At 39.6% G+C, this 14705-nt stretch carries 17 protein-coding genes; 11 read left to right on the forward strand and 6 right to left on the reverse strand.

What is annotated here, in order from left to right:
* The first annotated feature begins 26 nt into the window (after positions 1-26).
* The 6 genes from L6C30_RS06625 (at position 27) to L6C30_RS06650 (ending at position 6663) form a co-directional block, all read left to right on the forward strand.
* Positions 27-536 (forward strand): low molecular weight protein-tyrosine-phosphatase, encoded by a 510-nt coding sequence (locus L6C30_RS06625; RefSeq protein WP_236162723.1) that lies wholly within the window; start codon positions 27-29, stop codon positions 534-536.
* A gap of 3 nt (positions 537-539) precedes the next feature.
* Positions 540-1580 carry a UDP-N-acetylmuramate dehydrogenase gene (gene murB / locus L6C30_RS06630; protein WP_236162722.1) on the forward strand — a complete coding sequence of 347 codons (1041 nt, stop codon included), beginning with the start codon at positions 540-542 and terminating at the stop codon, positions 1578-1580.
* A gap of 6 nt (positions 1581-1586) precedes the next feature.
* Entirely contained in the window at positions 1587-2720 is a 1134-nt protein-coding gene (locus L6C30_RS06635) for a YdcF family protein (RefSeq protein ID WP_236162721.1), read from the forward strand.
* Positions 2720-3763, forward strand: a complete 1044-nt coding sequence (locus L6C30_RS06640; protein ID WP_236162720.1) for an alpha/beta hydrolase — start codon at positions 2720-2722, stop codon at positions 3761-3763. Before L6C30_RS06635 ends, L6C30_RS06640 begins: the two co-directional genes overlap by 1 nt.
* Positions 3764-4045: 282 nt before the next feature.
* Complete coding sequence (locus L6C30_RS06645) at positions 4046-4750, forward strand: response regulator transcription factor (protein WP_236162739.1); 705 nt, start codon at positions 4046-4048, stop codon at positions 4748-4750.
* Positions 4747-6663, forward strand: coding sequence for an ATP-binding protein (locus tag L6C30_RS06650; RefSeq protein WP_236162719.1), 1917 nt, complete (start codon positions 4747-4749; stop codon positions 6661-6663). Before L6C30_RS06645 ends, L6C30_RS06650 begins: the two co-directional genes overlap by 4 nt.
* A 28-nt stretch (positions 6664-6691) precedes the next feature.
* On the opposite strand, the gene L6C30_RS06655 is transcribed toward L6C30_RS06650, so the two are convergent.
* The 3 genes from L6C30_RS06655 to L6C30_RS06665 all read right to left on the reverse strand — a co-directional run bounded on the left by L6C30_RS06655 (position 6692) and on the right by L6C30_RS06665 (position 8964).
* Positions 6692-7858, reverse strand: coding sequence for a cupin domain-containing protein (locus L6C30_RS06655; RefSeq protein ID WP_236162718.1), 1167 nt, complete (start codon positions 7856-7858; stop codon positions 6692-6694).
* A gap of 121 nt (positions 7859-7979) precedes the next feature.
* Positions 7980-8573 (reverse strand): nucleoside triphosphate pyrophosphatase, encoded by a 594-nt coding sequence (locus tag L6C30_RS06660; RefSeq protein WP_236162738.1) that lies wholly within the window; start codon positions 8571-8573, stop codon positions 7980-7982.
* 7 nt (positions 8574-8580) lie between these two features.
* On the reverse strand, positions 8581-8964 hold the full coding sequence (locus tag L6C30_RS06665; protein ID WP_236162717.1) for a DUF2237 family protein: 384 nt from the start codon (positions 8962-8964) through the stop codon (positions 8581-8583).
* Between the two features lie 139 nt (positions 8965-9103).
* Here L6C30_RS06665 and L6C30_RS06670 point away from each other — a divergent pair, with 139 nt between their 5' ends.
* The 4 genes from L6C30_RS06670 (at position 9104) to L6C30_RS06685 (ending at position 12874) form a co-directional block, all read left to right on the forward strand.
* The gene (locus L6C30_RS06670; RefSeq protein ID WP_236162716.1) at positions 9104-10291 is read left to right on the forward strand and encodes a phosphoglycerate kinase; all 1188 of its coding nucleotides are present in this window, start codon (positions 9104-9106) and stop codon (positions 10289-10291) included.
* Between the two features lie 154 nt (positions 10292-10445).
* Positions 10446-10718: a hypothetical protein gene (locus tag L6C30_RS06675; RefSeq protein ID WP_026438127.1), complete on the forward strand. Its 273-nt coding sequence runs from the start codon at positions 10446-10448 to the stop codon at positions 10716-10718.
* A gap of 140 nt (positions 10719-10858) precedes the next feature.
* Positions 10859-11896: a class II fructose-bisphosphate aldolase gene (gene fba, locus L6C30_RS06680; RefSeq protein WP_236162715.1), complete on the forward strand. Its 1038-nt coding sequence runs from the start codon at positions 10859-10861 to the stop codon at positions 11894-11896.
* A gap of 117 nt (positions 11897-12013) precedes the next feature.
* Positions 12014-12874: a DMT family transporter gene (locus L6C30_RS06685; RefSeq protein WP_236162714.1), complete on the forward strand. Its 861-nt coding sequence runs from the start codon at positions 12014-12016 to the stop codon at positions 12872-12874.
* Here the strand turns inward: L6C30_RS06685 and L6C30_RS06690 are convergent.
* Together L6C30_RS06690 and nfsB are read right to left on the reverse strand one after the other, a co-directional pair.
* On the reverse strand, positions 12837-13061 hold the full coding sequence (locus L6C30_RS06690; RefSeq protein WP_236162713.1) for a hypothetical protein: 225 nt from the start codon (positions 13059-13061) through the stop codon (positions 12837-12839). The two genes, L6C30_RS06685 and L6C30_RS06690, sit on opposite strands and share 38 nt — an antisense overlap.
* A 118-nt stretch (positions 13062-13179) precedes the next feature.
* Positions 13180-13833, reverse strand: coding sequence for an oxygen-insensitive NAD(P)H nitroreductase (nfsB, locus tag L6C30_RS06695; protein WP_236162712.1), 654 nt, complete (start codon positions 13831-13833; stop codon positions 13180-13182).
* 111 nt (positions 13834-13944) lie between these two features.
* Between nfsB and L6C30_RS06700 the strand changes: the two genes are divergently transcribed.
* Positions 13945-14130 carry a hypothetical protein gene (locus L6C30_RS06700; RefSeq protein WP_236162711.1) on the forward strand — a complete coding sequence of 62 codons (186 nt, stop codon included), beginning with the start codon at positions 13945-13947 and terminating at the stop codon, positions 14128-14130.
* A gap of 33 nt (positions 14131-14163) precedes the next feature.
* Here the strand turns inward: L6C30_RS06700 and L6C30_RS06705 are convergent, their stop codons facing one another.
* Positions 14164-14625 (reverse strand): super-infection exclusion protein B, encoded by a 462-nt coding sequence (locus L6C30_RS06705; RefSeq protein WP_236162710.1) that lies wholly within the window; start codon positions 14623-14625, stop codon positions 14164-14166.
* Positions 14626-14705: the final 80 nt, after the last annotated feature.

Raw genomic sequence — 14705 nt, forward strand, 5'->3', positions numbered from 1 at the left:
AAAATAAAGTAGCTCTGAGGTTGTTTATGTCATCCCAAACGCCATACAAGGTGTTATGTGTTTGCTTAGGAAATATTTGCCGTTCACCTACGGCAGAAATTGTACTTCAACATTTTTGTGATGAACAACAACTCAATGTGTGGGTAGATTCTGCTGGAACCAGTAATTATCACCCGGGTAAAGCCCCAGATTTACGCAGTCAAAAACATGCGCTTAAGCGCGGTTATGATTTATCTAGACTGCGTGCGCGTCAGTTACATATACAAGACTTTGTCGAGTTTGATTTAATTTTGGCGATGGATTTTGAAAACTTAAGCAATATTCAAGACTTAATGCACCGTGCTGAAGCTGAATTTGGTAGCTTGCGTGCCAAAATTGCCTTAATGAGCGAACACGATCCGCATTATACGCAGCAAGAATTACCCGATCCTTATTATGGCGAAGCCGATGGTTTCGAGAGAGTGCTCGATCAATGCGAGTCGAGTAGTCGTGCTTGGGTGAAAGTTTTACAACAACAATTTGAATTGAAGGTTTAAGTCATGCACATTCAATACAATATGCAACTCAAACCTTTCAATACGCTCAATTTAGATGCAACTGCATCGCATTATGTCAAAGTTGTAAATATTCAAGATGTGCAGGATGCTTTAGCATTTGCGAATACAGAACAATTAAATGTGCTGATATTGTCAGGTGGTAGCAATATGTTATTGCCTGAACATCTTCATGCCTTGGTCATGCACATGGATATTCAAGGCATCGAAAAATGTGCTGAAGATGATGCAAGTGTCACCCTAAAAGTAGGTGCAGGACAAGTCTGGCATGATTTTGTGTTATGGAGCACGGAGCAAAAATTTTATGGTCTGCAAAATCTGGCTTTAATTCCAGGTTTGGTAGGCGCTTCACCTGTACAAAATATTGGTGCCTACGGCGTTGAAGTCGGTGAGTTTATTGAATCTGTGCAGGTTTATGATCGTGAACGGCAACAGTTGGGCTCAATTGCCGCAGCAGATTGTCAGTTTGCCTATCGACACAGTGTTTTTAAAGAACATCCTAACCGCTACATCATTACCCATGTGACCTTTAAATTGTCGAAACAGGCAGCTTTAAAATTAAATTATGGCGACTTAAAAGCTGCTGTAGGCGATGAGCAAACTGCTGAAAACTTGCAGCAACAAGTTATTCAAATTCGCCAAAGTAAACTACCGAATCCTGCAGAATATCCAAACCTGGGCAGTTTCTTTAAAAATCCTGTGATTTCTATTCAGCAATTTGACCAAATTGCAGCACAATTTCCAAATATACCCCATTACCCACAGCCAAATGCGCAAGTTAAAATTGCAGCAGGCTGGTTGATTGATCAAGCTGGCTGGAAGGGAAAACAACTGGGTGCGGTGGGTATGTTTCATAAACAAGCATTAGTTTTAGTCAATTATGCCGATGCCACTTTGGCAGATGTGCAACACACCTATCGTGCTGTGCAGAAAGATGTTTTGAGCCGTTTTGGTATTTCACTCGAACCTGAACCTGTGTTATTTGATGAATCAGGTTTGATTCGTGCGCATCAACCTGTAGGTTAAGTGAAGATGAAACAGAATCATTGGATGCTCAGATTGGTACAAATTGCTGCCTTGCTATTTGTATTGTTTGCAGCGTTCATGATTTTTATTTATTCACCTTTTTATTCTACTTTGGTGGTCAAAACACTGAACACTTTGGTGCCTGTAGAAGTGAATCAAGTGGCAGCAAAAAGTCAGCAAATGGCGGCGTTTAGTGATCAAGATAGCTTGGACTTGGAACCTGGTTCAGATTTATGGATTGCGCGACAAGCTTATCTGAAGCTCATGGAGCAAGAAATTCAATCTGAAAACTCGCAAAATTTAACTTTAATTCAGGCACGTTATAAAGCCTTACAAGCGCTAATTTTAGAGGAACAAACGCAAAAAAAATTAGCCTCTGAACAAGAGTTGCCGCAAGTCCCATTGTTGGTGTCGAATGCGGCTTCGGAAGCGATTGTGGAAGACCCATCTGAAAGTGTAAAAGCTTTACTCAATTTAGATAGTCATGAAAATCAGGCACTGATGGAACAATACTTGGCATTTTTAAGCACTCATAAAATTGCCGAAACCGAAAGTGAACTTGTAGATGAAGAAATCTTTAAAGATATTGCCTTAATTCAGCAACAAAATATTCCAAAAATACCTGCAAGTTCTAAACCTTATGCGATTGTGGTTTTAGGTGGTGGCTTAACTTTAGATGATAATGGCAAAGATATTGTGGTCAATGACTACACACGTTTGCGTTTAGAAACGACCTTAGCGGTGGTAAAACAATATCAATTACCGATTGTACTGAGTGGTGTAGAAGCACCTTATATGCAGCGTTGGTTAAAAAAATATGATGTCGATGCAAAATTATTAGAAGATCGCAGCATGAATACTTGTGAAAATTCACGTTTTAGTTCTTTATTATTACAAAAAAAGGGGGGAGCGCCGACAGTGATTTTGATTACTGATCGTTATCACATGCCACGCACTCGCCGTTTATTTGCTTTAAATGGAATTGAAACGATTCCTGTCGAAGCTCCAATGCCGACTCAACTGACTGCATGGCGTCCAAGTGAACAAAATTATGATCACAGCCGCCGTGCCAATTATGAAATGCTTGCCACCATTCGGGATGTCTTGATTGGTTCTAGCGCATGTCGCGAGGTGCCATAATGCCAGATAATCCATTTCTAAACCCAAGTGTGTTGAAGCAATTAGATTTGCCAGTGCCGAGTCGGGAAACTACGCCACAAATTCTACAACCCCTAAATTTGAATCGTCCCTTTGAACCGAGTGTTGAGTTACAAGCCTATCGACAGCTTTATGGTTTTCATTTGTTGGACTGTGCGCATTGGCAAGGCTATGTACAAATGCCGTTGTTTAAATTGCATGTGCAGATTTTTCAACCCGATTTAAGCAAAACCAAATTTGATCAGGTGCAGGGTACGGTATTTTTGCTGCATGGCTATTTGGAACATAGCGGGATTTATCAACCTATCGTCAAAGAGTTATTAGAGCAGGGCTTTAGTGTTCTGACTTATGATTTACCTGGACATGGTTTGAGTGATGGTTCTCCAGCTAACATCAAAAATTTTGATCATTATCAACATGTATTACATGCAGTTTATCAATATGTAAAAAATGCCCATCAATTGCCAAAGCCATGGTTAGGCATTGGACAAAGTACGGGTGGTGCAATTTGGATGCATCATTTGTTGGAGTTTGCACAGCGTCGTGAAAATCCATTTGTAGAGCGTGTGTTGCTCTTATCACCTTTGATTCGTCCTGCAAAATCGGCATGGTGGCATAACCCCGTTGGTCTGGGCATTATCCGCCGAATTAAGCGTGAAGTGCCGCGACATTTCCGACGTAATAATCATAATCCTGAATTTTTACGCTTTGTGCGTTTAAAAGACCCTCTGCAACCTAGAATGATGGGCATGGATTGGATTTTAGCCATGTCTAAATGGATGTTGGAGATGGAAGAGCGTCCAGCTTGCCGTATACCTGTTTGGTTGGCACAAGGAGCGCAAGATCAAACCGTTGATTGGCGCTATAACATTGAGTTTATTCGGCGTAAATTCCGCCTGCAAACCTTACTCATGTTAGAAGAAGGCTCGCATCAATTAATCAATGAACGTGCGGATATTCGTGCGGCTTTAACGGGGTTGATTCCTGCTTTTTTACATGCACATAGCTCCAAAATTTATTATTAATTTATCGACCATCTTTTAAATACGGTTCTAGATTTGCTTTGAGGTTGTTCTTGGCATCAAAGCATATCTATGCTGCGCTACTCATTAAAATACGAAGCAACTTCTAAAAATAAAATAGTAATTCACTTCTCATTTATTTTTTATTTAATGCTCGAGTTTCATGTTTCAGTGCTATGCTCAAGTTTATAAAATAAGCTAAATTTGAAAAACTCCTTAATTCTAGGGATAGTGTTTACATCAAAACGATTGATATATTTACAAACATAATCTAGGGGATGAATGATGGCAGAAATGGAAGCGATATTACCCGTACCGGTTTTAATTGTTGAAGATGAGCCTATTATTCAGTCACGTATTAGAAAAATTTTGCATGATATTGGCTATCAAGACGACATGCTATTTTTCATGAGTCATCTTAAAGCCGCAATGACGTGTATAGAAGATCATCCAATTGCTTTGGCTTTGGTCGATTTAGGTTTGCCCGATGGCAATGGTAAAGAGCTGATCGAACAATTACATTTTAGAGATCCGAGCGCATTAATTTTGGTGATCTCTGCATGGAGCACCCAAGACAGCTTATTTTCTGCAATTCAAGCAGGTGCAACAGGCTATGTGCTTAAAGAACGTGACGATGACGAAATTATTATCGCAATTCGCAGCATTTTAAGAGGTGGCGCACCCATAGACCCATTTATTGCCCGTGAAATTTTATCGCAAATTTCGCATCAAAAAGTGCCTGTGCTGACCGAAGATTTAATAGGTCAAGCGGATGCTCAAGTATTCAACTCAAATTATGAACAGCTCACCAATCGTGAATTAGAAATTTTAAATCTAGTGGCGCAGGGCTTAAGTAACCGTGAAATTGCTGAGCAATTATTTGTGTCGCGTTATACCGTTGAAAGTCATATCAAACATATTTATCGGAAGTTGTCTGTCACTAAACGTACTAAGGCTGTCAGTACAGCTAGAACTTTAGGTCTTTTATGATTCAAAGGCTTTCGCAGTGTGGTTTAGGCGTGTTGTTATTGCTCTATGCATGGCAAAGCTATGCGCAGCAAGTGGTGTATCCAATTAATCAATACTGTAATGTGCACGTACTTTCAATCAGCTCTGCCAAAACAGCTTCACACAATAAAAAACCTGAAACGGGTTGGGAAAATGTACAACTGCCTGACGTTTGGGATGATCGCTGGAAAAATTATAATGGTGGGGCGTGGTACAAAATAGAGTGGGAGTGGTTTTGTGAGAGTGAACATCGTTTAAATCAACCCATCGTTTTTGCGCTGGATTATCTAAATAGTGCAGGGGCAGTTTATCTGAATCAAGATTTACTTTGGGCAAGCCAACATTTAGAAGAACCATTATCAAAAAGCTGGAATATGCCACGTTACTGGATTTTACCTATTGCTGGTTTAAAACAAGGTAAAAATCAAATATTGGTCTATATAAATGGATACGCATTTCAAAATGCGGGTATAGGAAAAATAAGTTTTAATAATGTGCATAACAATATTGAACAGCACCAGCAAAGTATATGGAATAAACGTACTTTATTTGAAATTAATGCGATTTTATCTGCCACTTTAGGCATTTTGTGTTTGATTATTTGGCTATTTTTACGCCGTGAACCGAGTTTTGGCTGGTTTGCGCTGAGTTGTGTATTGTGGTTATTATTTATTTCTCATTTTTTAACCACAGAAACCTTTCCATACCCAACTGTATTGGTGGCATCTCAAGCCAATTTAAGCTTTTTTATCCTCTATGTTTTAGCTTTTAGTCTGTATTTAATCAGGTTTGTCAATCAACGCTTTCCAATATTGGAAGAAAGTATTTTTATTCTGAGTTTAGCGGTAATCGTTTGTGTGTTTTTAACGCCATTGGATTATGTCAAACTGGTATTTGGGATTGTCTTTTTAAGTTATGCCAGTTTACTGGTCCTGGTTTATTTTTATTTAGCGTATTTAACGTATAAATCTCCTAAAACAGAAGTATATCTGCTGCTATTTTGTTTAACCTTGATTGGCTTTTTTGCGGGTGTAGATGTATTTCGTTTAAGTAATGCTGCAACGGCAAGTTTATATCAGCCATTATCACCGTATACCTCGCCAGTAATTACTTTATTTATTGCGATTATTTTAGGCATGCGTTTAAAAAGAAATATTCAAAAAATTGAAATCTTTAATCAAGATTTAGAGTTAAAAGTTTTTGAAGTTAGTGATGATTTAAAACGCAGTATGTCAGAAAAGCATTATTTAGAATTGGAAAATGTGCGTTTGCAAGAACGGATTCATCTCTCGCATGATTTGCATGATGGTTTGGGTGCATCTTTGGTACGTTCCATGATTATGGTCGACCAAAGCGAACAGAACATGAGCAATCAGCAGTTTTTATCTATGCTGAAATTACTGCGCGATGATTTACGTCAAATTATTGATAGTGGTTCTTCCATTGGCTCTAAAGTACCTGAAAATCCTAAAATTTGGGTCGCGCCAGTACGTCATCGTTTTAGTCAATTGATGGATGAAATGGATATTCATTCCAAGTGGGATTTTCCAAATGAATGGATGATTGAGCCGAATTCGTTACAGTGCTTAAATTTGATGCGGGTATTAGAAGAAAGTTTAACCAATGTGATTAAGCACAGCCAAGCCAAGCATGTATCCGTCAGTATGCAATTTTTACCACCGACGCAATTGGTACTTAAAGTGCAGGATGATGGGGTAGGTTTTGAAGCCAATAGTGTGCTTGAACATGGTATGAGTATTGGGATGCGCAGTATGAAAATGCGTTTAGAACGGGTTGGCGGGCAATTAAAATTAAATTCGACACCTGGCTATACGTTAATTCAGGCAGTTTTAACTTTAGATCCCGCTCATCCAAATTCCCCCAATCTGAATTGATCATCTTGAGGGGGCTCAAACGAATATTTTAAGCGTCTTCAGCAGGTAACAACATTAAAATGGATTCATTGAGCAGTTGTACCAAATTTTCCAGAATATCTGCATCATAAAGGTTTTCATCGAGCAGCACACGTTCACCATTGGCGATTTTTTGCAGCACGGCGATAGATTCTTCTGCGACACAAATCGCTTCACCATTCGCCCAAAATAAAACTGCATCTTGCTGATTTACATAAAGCAGGCGAGACGCGGGTTCTAACATGATTTGATAACCCTGATCTAGCGCATCTTCTAAATCGCCTACACCCATTTCATCTACTTCAGGAATATTTTCAGGATATTTCGGTTCAGACATTAAGCTTAAAATGGCATCATCCAACACCGATGAGTTTTGCAAACGTGCCCACAATTCTGCTTTTAGATAATCCAGTTCTGTCGCAGTCATTTCGCCAATTTGCGTACTTTTTTCACGAAGAATGTCTTGTAGTGGCGTTCGTAACATTTCATCGGCAGAGAATTTATCGCTCACGCGATCCATCATTTCACTAATATTCGGCATACGGAAACCGAACGAGAACGTCAGACAGTCATCTTCTGCCACGCCATAATGTGCCAATCCCGGTGGCACATAGAGTAAATCACCAGGGGCAAGAACTTCATCAAAATTGACCTGCATTTCAGGCAATAATTTTAAAGGTTGCCCTGGGACAAATTCGGTTTCGGCATCACACATTTGTCCAAGTTGCCAACGGCGATGTCCATAGCCTTGTATTAAAAAAACATCGTAAAAATCAAAATGCTGACCTACAGAGCCGCCTTTAGGCGCATAAGACACCATAATGTCATCACGTCGCCATTGCGGAATAAAAGGAAATTTTTTCCAAAGTTCAGCGAGATCAAAAGAGTAATGGTCCACGGCTTGTACCAACAGCGTCCATAACTTTGGCATTTTTTGAAAATCTGCCTTAATCAGTGGTGATGATTTCACAGTCCATTGATTTGGATCACGATCTTTTTGTTTAATTAAACGGGCAGTCACATCTTCTTCAAGAGCGAGTTCCATCACATCACTAGGTTCGAGTAGGTGGACAATTTCTGGGAGTGCATTGCGTACCAAAAGTGGTTTTTTTTGCCAATATTCACTTAGGAATTGTTCTGCGGTAATTCCGCCCAAAACATCAAAAGGTTGCGACATAAAATAGCCTAAGCAAGTTTTATCAATAATCTCAATATTGTCCAATTTGTCGCTGTAAAGGGCAAGGTGATTTAGAGCATTAGATAAATATTCACGACTGTTTAATGACGCAGCTTAAAACTTAGGGAACTTGAATATTTAGCATTCTTAACATGCGGCATAACTGAATCATCGGCAGTCCCATCAAAGTAGTTTGGTCATTGCCTTGCATTGCTTCAAACAGACTAATGCCCAAACCTTCGCACATAAAACTACCTGCACAATTTAGCGGTTGTTCCTTTGCAACATAGCGTGCAATTTCATAGTCGGTTAAGCTGCGGAATTTAACTGTGTAGTGTTCTACAACCGTTTGTTCAAAGCCTGTAGATTGCTGCTGCACACTCAGCGCAGTACTGAAATAAACCGTTTGACCTGAATTGGCTTGTAATTGTTGTATGGCTTTTTCTGAAGTGAGCGGTTTACCTATAAAAATATCTGGCTGCTGTTCACGCCATGCCACTTGATCTGAACCAATCACAATCGCATCAGGATATTGCTGCGCGATACAGCGTGCTTTTTCAAAAGCCAAGCGTCGTGCCAAATCATCTGCATGCAATTCATCCTTTGCAGACTCATCAATATCAGGTGAAATTGACTTATACGCCAAATGTAGACGATTCATCAATTGCTGACGGGTTTGGCTGCTTGACGCTAAAATAATTTCTGGAAGTTGCATCAGATCATCACACTGCATAATCCATCAATATATCTAAAGGCACATAAGACAATACGGATTGATGACAGGCTTGAATTTTAATCGGTGGCGCATGACCTGCTTGATAGGCCTCAACCCAACGGGTGACGCAAATACACCAGAAATCACCTGGTTGTAAGCCGTTAAATCCAACTTCAGGTACTGGCGTGATTAAATCATTGCCAATTTTTTGCGAAAAATTTAAAAAGTCAGAGGTCATTTGTGCACAAACGGTATGCTGACCTAAATCGGTTGGGGCGGTATGACAAAAACCGTTACGAAAATATCCAGTAATAGGATCAAAGCAACAACTCGCGAGAGCTTCGCCCAAAACATTTAAACGATTGATATTTGGATCGGGATGAATAGACATAGTTTCTAGAAAGATGGTGACTTTTCTCTATCATAATCAAAACTTTTGCTTTAAACAGCAATTCTACAAAAGTTGCTAACCTTTTTCTGCATAATCATTTAAAATCGTGGCGTTTTGATATCAATAAAGTGAGCTATACATGAACTTTCAGCGTATGACTGACCTCGATTTAGCAGGTAAGCGTGTTCTTATTCGTGAAGATTTAAACGTACCTGTTAAAAATGGTGTAATCACCAGCGATGCACGTTTACGTGCGGCATTGCCAACGATTCAAGCTGCTGTTGCCAAAGGTGCGGCAGTGATGGTGTATTCTCACTTAGGTCGTCCTGTTGAAGGTGAGCCAAAAGCTGAACAATCTTTGGCACCTGTAGCTGCATATTTAACCCAAGCGCTAGGTCAAGATGTTCAACTAATCACTGATTATTTAGATGGTGTAGAGGTTGCTCCTGGTCAAGTGGTTTTATTGGAAAACTGCCGTTTTAACCATGGCGAAAAGAAAAACAACCCAGAACTTGCCGCTAAATATGCAGCATTGTGTGATGTATTTGTGATGGATGCGTTTGGCACCGCGCACCGTGCAGAAGCATCGACCGAAGGCGTTGCGCGTTTAGCACCAGTAGCAGCAGCAGGCCCATTATTGGCTGCGGAATTAGATGCCTTGGGCCGTGCTTTAAAAACACCTGAAAAACCAATGGTAGCAATTGTTGCAGGTTCTAAAGTATCGACCAAGTTAGATGTATTGACTTCATTGTCTGATATTTGCGATCAACTCATTGTAGGCGGTGGTATTGCCAATACTTTCCTTGCTGCAGCAGGCTTTAACGTAGGCAAATCATTATGTGAAAATGATTTGATTGACACTGCAAAAGCAATTGCTGCAAAAGTTTCTGTACCATTACCAACCGATGTTGTGGTTGCAGATGCGGCTGAAATTAACTTCGAAGATTTCTTGGGTTCATTGGCAGCAGCGAAAGCAACTGTAAAAAAAGTTGAAGATGTTGCAGACAACGACATGATTTTAGATGTAGGTCCAGAAACTGCAAAAGCATTTGCAGAAATTTTAAAAACTTCAAAAACAATTCTTTGGAATGGCCCAGTGGGTGTATTTGAAGTTGATCAATTTGGTGAAGGCACCAAAGCACTTTCATTGGCAATTGCAGAATCTGCAGGTTTCTCTATTGCAGGTGGTGGTGACACTTTAGCTGCAATTGACAAATATGACGTTGCAGACAAAATCGGTTATATCTCTACAGGTGGTGGTGCATTCCTTGAATTTGTCGAAGGTAAAACCTTACCTGCAGTTGCAGTGCTATTAGAACGTGCTTAATTGCTAAACTATTCTTCATTTTAGAACTTCAAAAATATGCAAAAGGTTGGCTTCGGTCAGCCTTTTCTCATTTGCGTCACAATCTAGTCATAAAAATGTCATAAATGTGCAATAAACTAAATCATAACGAATGACCTAATTGTAGGAAATGACGATGATTCAAAAACTAACACTTGCTGCTTTAATTGCTGCATCTTTAGCCTTGACTGCTTGTGCCAAAAAAGAAAGCGCACCTGCGACTGAAACTGATGCATCTTCTGCAGTTGTAGATAACGCTCAAGTTTCACCAGAACAACAAGCTGCAATCGATGCAATTGACCAACCAATCTTGGATGAAGGCAATACCGATATTCCTGAAGACGTTGCAAATGCACCTGCTGATGTTGCAACTGCAGACACAGAAGTTGCTGCTTCCGAAGCGCAATAAAAGTGCTGAAAAACGACAGATTGTAGTAATTTGTTTAAAAGTCCCTGCCTTTGCAGGGACTTTTTTTTTAAAAGGGTGATTTGTTGCTGAATTGAAACAAATCACAGGGTAGAATAGGCAACATTATTTGGGAGGAAATTATGGCTCTTATTTCATTGCGCCAGCTCTTGGATCATGCCGGTGAACATGCTTACGGCGTTCCAGCGTTTAACGTCAACAACTTAGAACAAATGCGCGCAATTATGTTAGCCGCAGATGCAACCAATTCACCTGTAATTGTTCAAGCTTCGGCAGGTGCGCGTAAATATGCAGGTGCGCCATTCTTGCGCCACCTGATTTTGGCTGCAATTGAAGAGTGGCCACATATTCCAGTGGTTATGCACCAAGATCATGGTACAAGCCCTGACGTATGTCAGCGTTCTATCCAACTTGGCTTTTCATCTGTAATGATGGATGGTTCTTTGGGTGAAGATGGTAAAACACCAACTTCGTATGAATACAACGTCGAAGTCACTCGTCGTACTGTGCAAATGGCGCATGCGTGCGGTGTATCGGTTGAAGGTGAGATTGGCTGTTTAGGTAGTCTTGAAACAGGTATGGCGGGTGAAGAGGATGGTGTGGGCGCAGAAGGCGTACTTGACCACTCTCAACTGTTAACTTCAGTCGAAGAAGCACGCAGTTTCGTAGCAGATACTAATGTTGATGCTTTGGCGATTGCTGTGGGTACTTCGCACGGTGCATACAAGTTTACTCGTCCACCTACAGGCGATATTCTGGCAATTGACCGCATTAAAGAAATTCATGCTGTATTGCCAAATACACACCTTGTAATGCACGGTTCTAGCTCTGTACCACAAGAATGGTTGGCAGTGATTAACCAATACGGCGGTGACATCAAAGAAACTTATGGTGTACCTGTTGAGCAATTGATTGAAGCAATCAAGCATGGTGTGCGTAAAATCAACATCGACACAGATTTACGTTTAGCTTCTACTGGAGCAATGCGCCGTATGATGGCAGAACAGCCAAGCGAATTTGACCCACGTAAATTCTTCGCAAAAACTGTAGATGCAATGAAACAAATTTGTATCGACCGTTATGAAGCATTTGGTACTGCGGGTAATGCAGACAAAATTCGCCCAATTTCTTTAGAGAAAATGGTTGAACGCTATAAGTAATTCTTAATTTAATTAAGAACTAGAAAGCCCACAGTCCTTGTGGGCTTTTTACTGATGAATCCACAACTCCCAATCAAGAACAAAAATAATGATTGAACAGCAATCTTCGAGCGTGTCATGGAACTGATTGTAGCCGCAGCCTTTTGTAGTGTACTGGTCTCTATTTTATTAAAAGTCTGCAAGATGCAGGGTTTTAACCCTATGCAGATGATCACCTGGAACTATGTCAGTGCCAGTGTATTGTGTTTTTATTGGTTTAAACCCAACTTGAGCACGATCTCACTGCAACACACGCCGTGGTGGCTTATTCTTAGTTTAGGTGTGTTGTTGCCCAGTGTTTTTTTAGCGTTAGCAAAATCGTTAGACAGCGCAGGTATTTTAAAAACTGAAATTGCACAGCGTTTGTCAGTGGTTTTGTCTTTGGCTGCTGCTTATTTTATTTTTCAGGAAAATTTTAGCCAACTCAAAATTGTGGGAATCTCACTTGGCATTGTGGCGGTCTTATTTATTTTGTATTCGCATCGTGCTGCAGGGCAGTCTGCTAAAGTGCAACAAGGCATCCTATATTTGAGCTGTGTTTGGCTAGGTTATGCACTGATAGATGTTTTACTTAAATACACCACAGGTTTAGGACTGCAATTTGCGGTTGCGCTGAATTTGATGTTTGTATGTGCTTTTGTTTTAGCGATGGTTTATATCTTAATCCGCGATAAAAGCAAGGGCAGTATGCAAAATATCAGTGCAGGTTTAATTTTGGGTGCACTGAATTTTGCAAATATTGCCTTGTATGTTAAAGCTCACATGCTGCTTAAAGACAGTCCTGCAGTGGTATTTGCAGGGATGAATATTTTAGTAGTGCTATTTGGTGTGATCAGCGGTGTATTGTTCTTTAAAGAAAAACTGAAAAGCACGACCATAATTGGGCTTGGCTTGGCATTGCTTAGTGTGCTTTGCCTCGCTTATGCCATGACGGTTTAAGAAAACTCAATAAAAAGCGCAAAGGATGTCGTAATACATCTGCAGTTTCTGCAAGACCATGCAGCATTGTGGTTCTATCGCAAATCGGGCAGCGCACGTTCGGATAAGTTGGTTTAGCTTGATATAAATACAGCTTTTTACAACGTCGGCATTCTAGTTTGAGCGGCATAGTAAGTAAATTGAGCATCACACACCTCATTTTTATTTTTGCTAGAGATTGAGTAAAGATTGTAAAAATAGATAAAGCAAAATTTAGACCAAAAAAAAGGGACAAATTTTGTCCCTAGTGTTATCGCATGTTTGTTTTACAGTTGCGTGAAAATCTCGCGTTTATCTAGGCGTGATTTAGGCAGTTTGGCATTAAAATCTTGTTCGCTACGATAGCCTAAACACAATAAAACCGAAGGAATTAGTCCTTGCTCAGTGAGTTGCAGTTCTTGGGTTAAAATTGCTTCATCAAAACCGCCCATTGGCGTTGCATCAATTCCTTCAATGCCTGCAGCCAACAGCATTTGCCCAAGCGCAATAAAAGTTTGATTTTCAGCCCAGCGCTGAATATCGCCTTTTTCATTGCGGTAGTAATCGACATAACCTGTGCGACTGTCTTTTTGACCTTGCTTGGCGGCTTCATCTTTAAAGCGTCCACTCGCAGCGTCATGATTAAGTAGGTTTTCTAAATGTAATTCGCTGATGTCAGTTTTGGTGCAAAATAAAATGGTATGCGAAGCATCTAAAACTTTAGGTGCGTTATAGGCGTACTTTCCTACTAAAGCTTTAGCAATACGTTGTTTGGCTTCAGGGTGATCTGCAATAAAAAAATGCCACGGTTGAATATTTATGGAAGATGGTGCTAAACGCAGAATTTCTAGTAAACGCTCAAATTGTGCGGTAGGAATAGTGCGACTCGCATCATAGGCTTTGGTCGTATAACGAGTTTGTGCAACGTTAAGCAAATCCATAAATCATCTCCATTTAAAGGCTATATTTGGGGCAGGTGTGCGCTAAAAGCTTAACATGCCTTGCTATGCTAGCGAAATGAACCCATGTGCTATTTACGCGGTTAAGACGAGATGCCCGCCAGGCAAAGCAGCGGAAATTTTATCGCCCCAGCACGAAGTGATGCAAAAGTATTTGGATTTAGGCACAGTATTTGTCGCAGTTGGGTAAATACCAGTATGTTGATGACTTTGTTACGCGAGTTTTTGACCAAATATAAAGCAGATGCCGAAGTCATTCAGTTTGAAGGCGGGTACTAAAATATAAAAGTCCAATATTTATTGGGCATTTCTTCAATATAAGCTATTTGGATTTTGTAGAAGATGTTTTGATAGAGTGGGTTCTATTCTAAAAATTTTTTTATTTCCTTCTGTTTTACCTGTATTAAAAATAAATTTAATTGTTTCTAGCCAAACTACTGCTTGATCATTAGGATTTAATGCTTTTTCTTGAACTTTGTCATTCATAAATAAAGATAAGATGTTTTTCTCTTCATAAGAAAGCTTTGAAATTTTATTGATTAGTTCTTTATTTTTATTTGAAAAAGAAAACTCCTGATCCTTCTTAGCTTTGATCATTGATAATAAATCATATAGCATGAGTGAGATACTAAATAAGAAAATGATCAATAGAAAAGTGAAATTTTTTTGAACAAAAGACGATAAGTGTTCATCTAAATTAATAGCAGCTACAAAAAATATTAAAAGCATAAAAATGGAAAATACAGCATTTATTTTTTGAACGTTGAATTTCATATTATAAATTTTTAAAACTAAGTTATTGAAATATTAATATATTAAAAACGAATTTGGCAAGTCTTAGAAGTTAATGTTGT

The sequence above is a fragment of the Acinetobacter sp. KAM396 genome (assembly GCF_021602765.1).
Classification (GTDB): Bacteria; Pseudomonadota; Gammaproteobacteria; order Pseudomonadales; family Moraxellaceae; genus Acinetobacter; species Acinetobacter towneri_A.

Coding starts and splice junctions, on each gene's coding strand:
- murB (WP_236162722.1), top strand. CDS start 540: ATGCACATTCAATACAATATGCAACTCAAACCTTTCAATACGCTCAAT.
- L6C30_RS06635 (WP_236162721.1), top strand. CDS start 1,587: ATGAAACAGAATCATTGGATGCTCAGATTGGTACAAATTGCTGCCTTG.
- L6C30_RS06700 (WP_236162711.1), top strand. CDS start 13,945: ATGCCCGCCAGGCAAAGCAGCGGAAATTTTATCGCCCCAGCACGAAGT.
- L6C30_RS06675 (WP_026438127.1), top strand. CDS start 10,446: ATGATTCAAAAACTAACACTTGCTGCTTTAATTGCTGCATCTTTAGCC.
- L6C30_RS06655 (WP_236162718.1), bottom strand. CDS start 7,858: ATGTCGCAACCTTTTGATGTTTTGGGCGGAATTACCGCAGAACAATTC.
- L6C30_RS06650 (WP_236162719.1), top strand. CDS start 4,747: ATGATTCAAAGGCTTTCGCAGTGTGGTTTAGGCGTGTTGTTATTGCTC.
- fba (WP_236162715.1), top strand. CDS start 10,859: ATGGCTCTTATTTCATTGCGCCAGCTCTTGGATCATGCCGGTGAACAT.
- L6C30_RS06640 (WP_236162720.1), top strand. CDS start 2,720: ATGCCAGATAATCCATTTCTAAACCCAAGTGTGTTGAAGCAATTAGAT.
- L6C30_RS06645 (WP_236162739.1), top strand. CDS start 4,046: ATGGCAGAAATGGAAGCGATATTACCCGTACCGGTTTTAATTGTTGAA.
- L6C30_RS06660 (WP_236162738.1), bottom strand. CDS start 8,573: ATGCAACTTCCAGAAATTATTTTAGCGTCAAGCAGCCAAACCCGTCAG.
- L6C30_RS06705 (WP_236162710.1), bottom strand. CDS start 14,625: ATGAAATTCAACGTTCAAAAAATAAATGCTGTATTTTCCATTTTTATG.
- L6C30_RS06685 (WP_236162714.1), top strand. CDS start 12,014: ATGGAACTGATTGTAGCCGCAGCCTTTTGTAGTGTACTGGTCTCTATT.
- nfsB (WP_236162712.1), bottom strand. CDS start 13,833: ATGGATTTGCTTAACGTTGCACAAACTCGTTATACGACCAAAGCCTAT.
- L6C30_RS06625 (WP_236162723.1), top strand. CDS start 27: ATGTCATCCCAAACGCCATACAAGGTGTTATGTGTTTGCTTAGGAAAT.
- L6C30_RS06670 (WP_236162716.1), top strand. CDS start 9,104: ATGAACTTTCAGCGTATGACTGACCTCGATTTAGCAGGTAAGCGTGTT.
- L6C30_RS06665 (WP_236162717.1), bottom strand. CDS start 8,964: ATGTCTATTCATCCCGATCCAAATATCAATCGTTTAAATGTTTTGGGC.
- L6C30_RS06690 (WP_236162713.1), bottom strand. CDS start 13,061: ATGCTCAATTTACTTACTATGCCGCTCAAACTAGAATGCCGACGTTGT.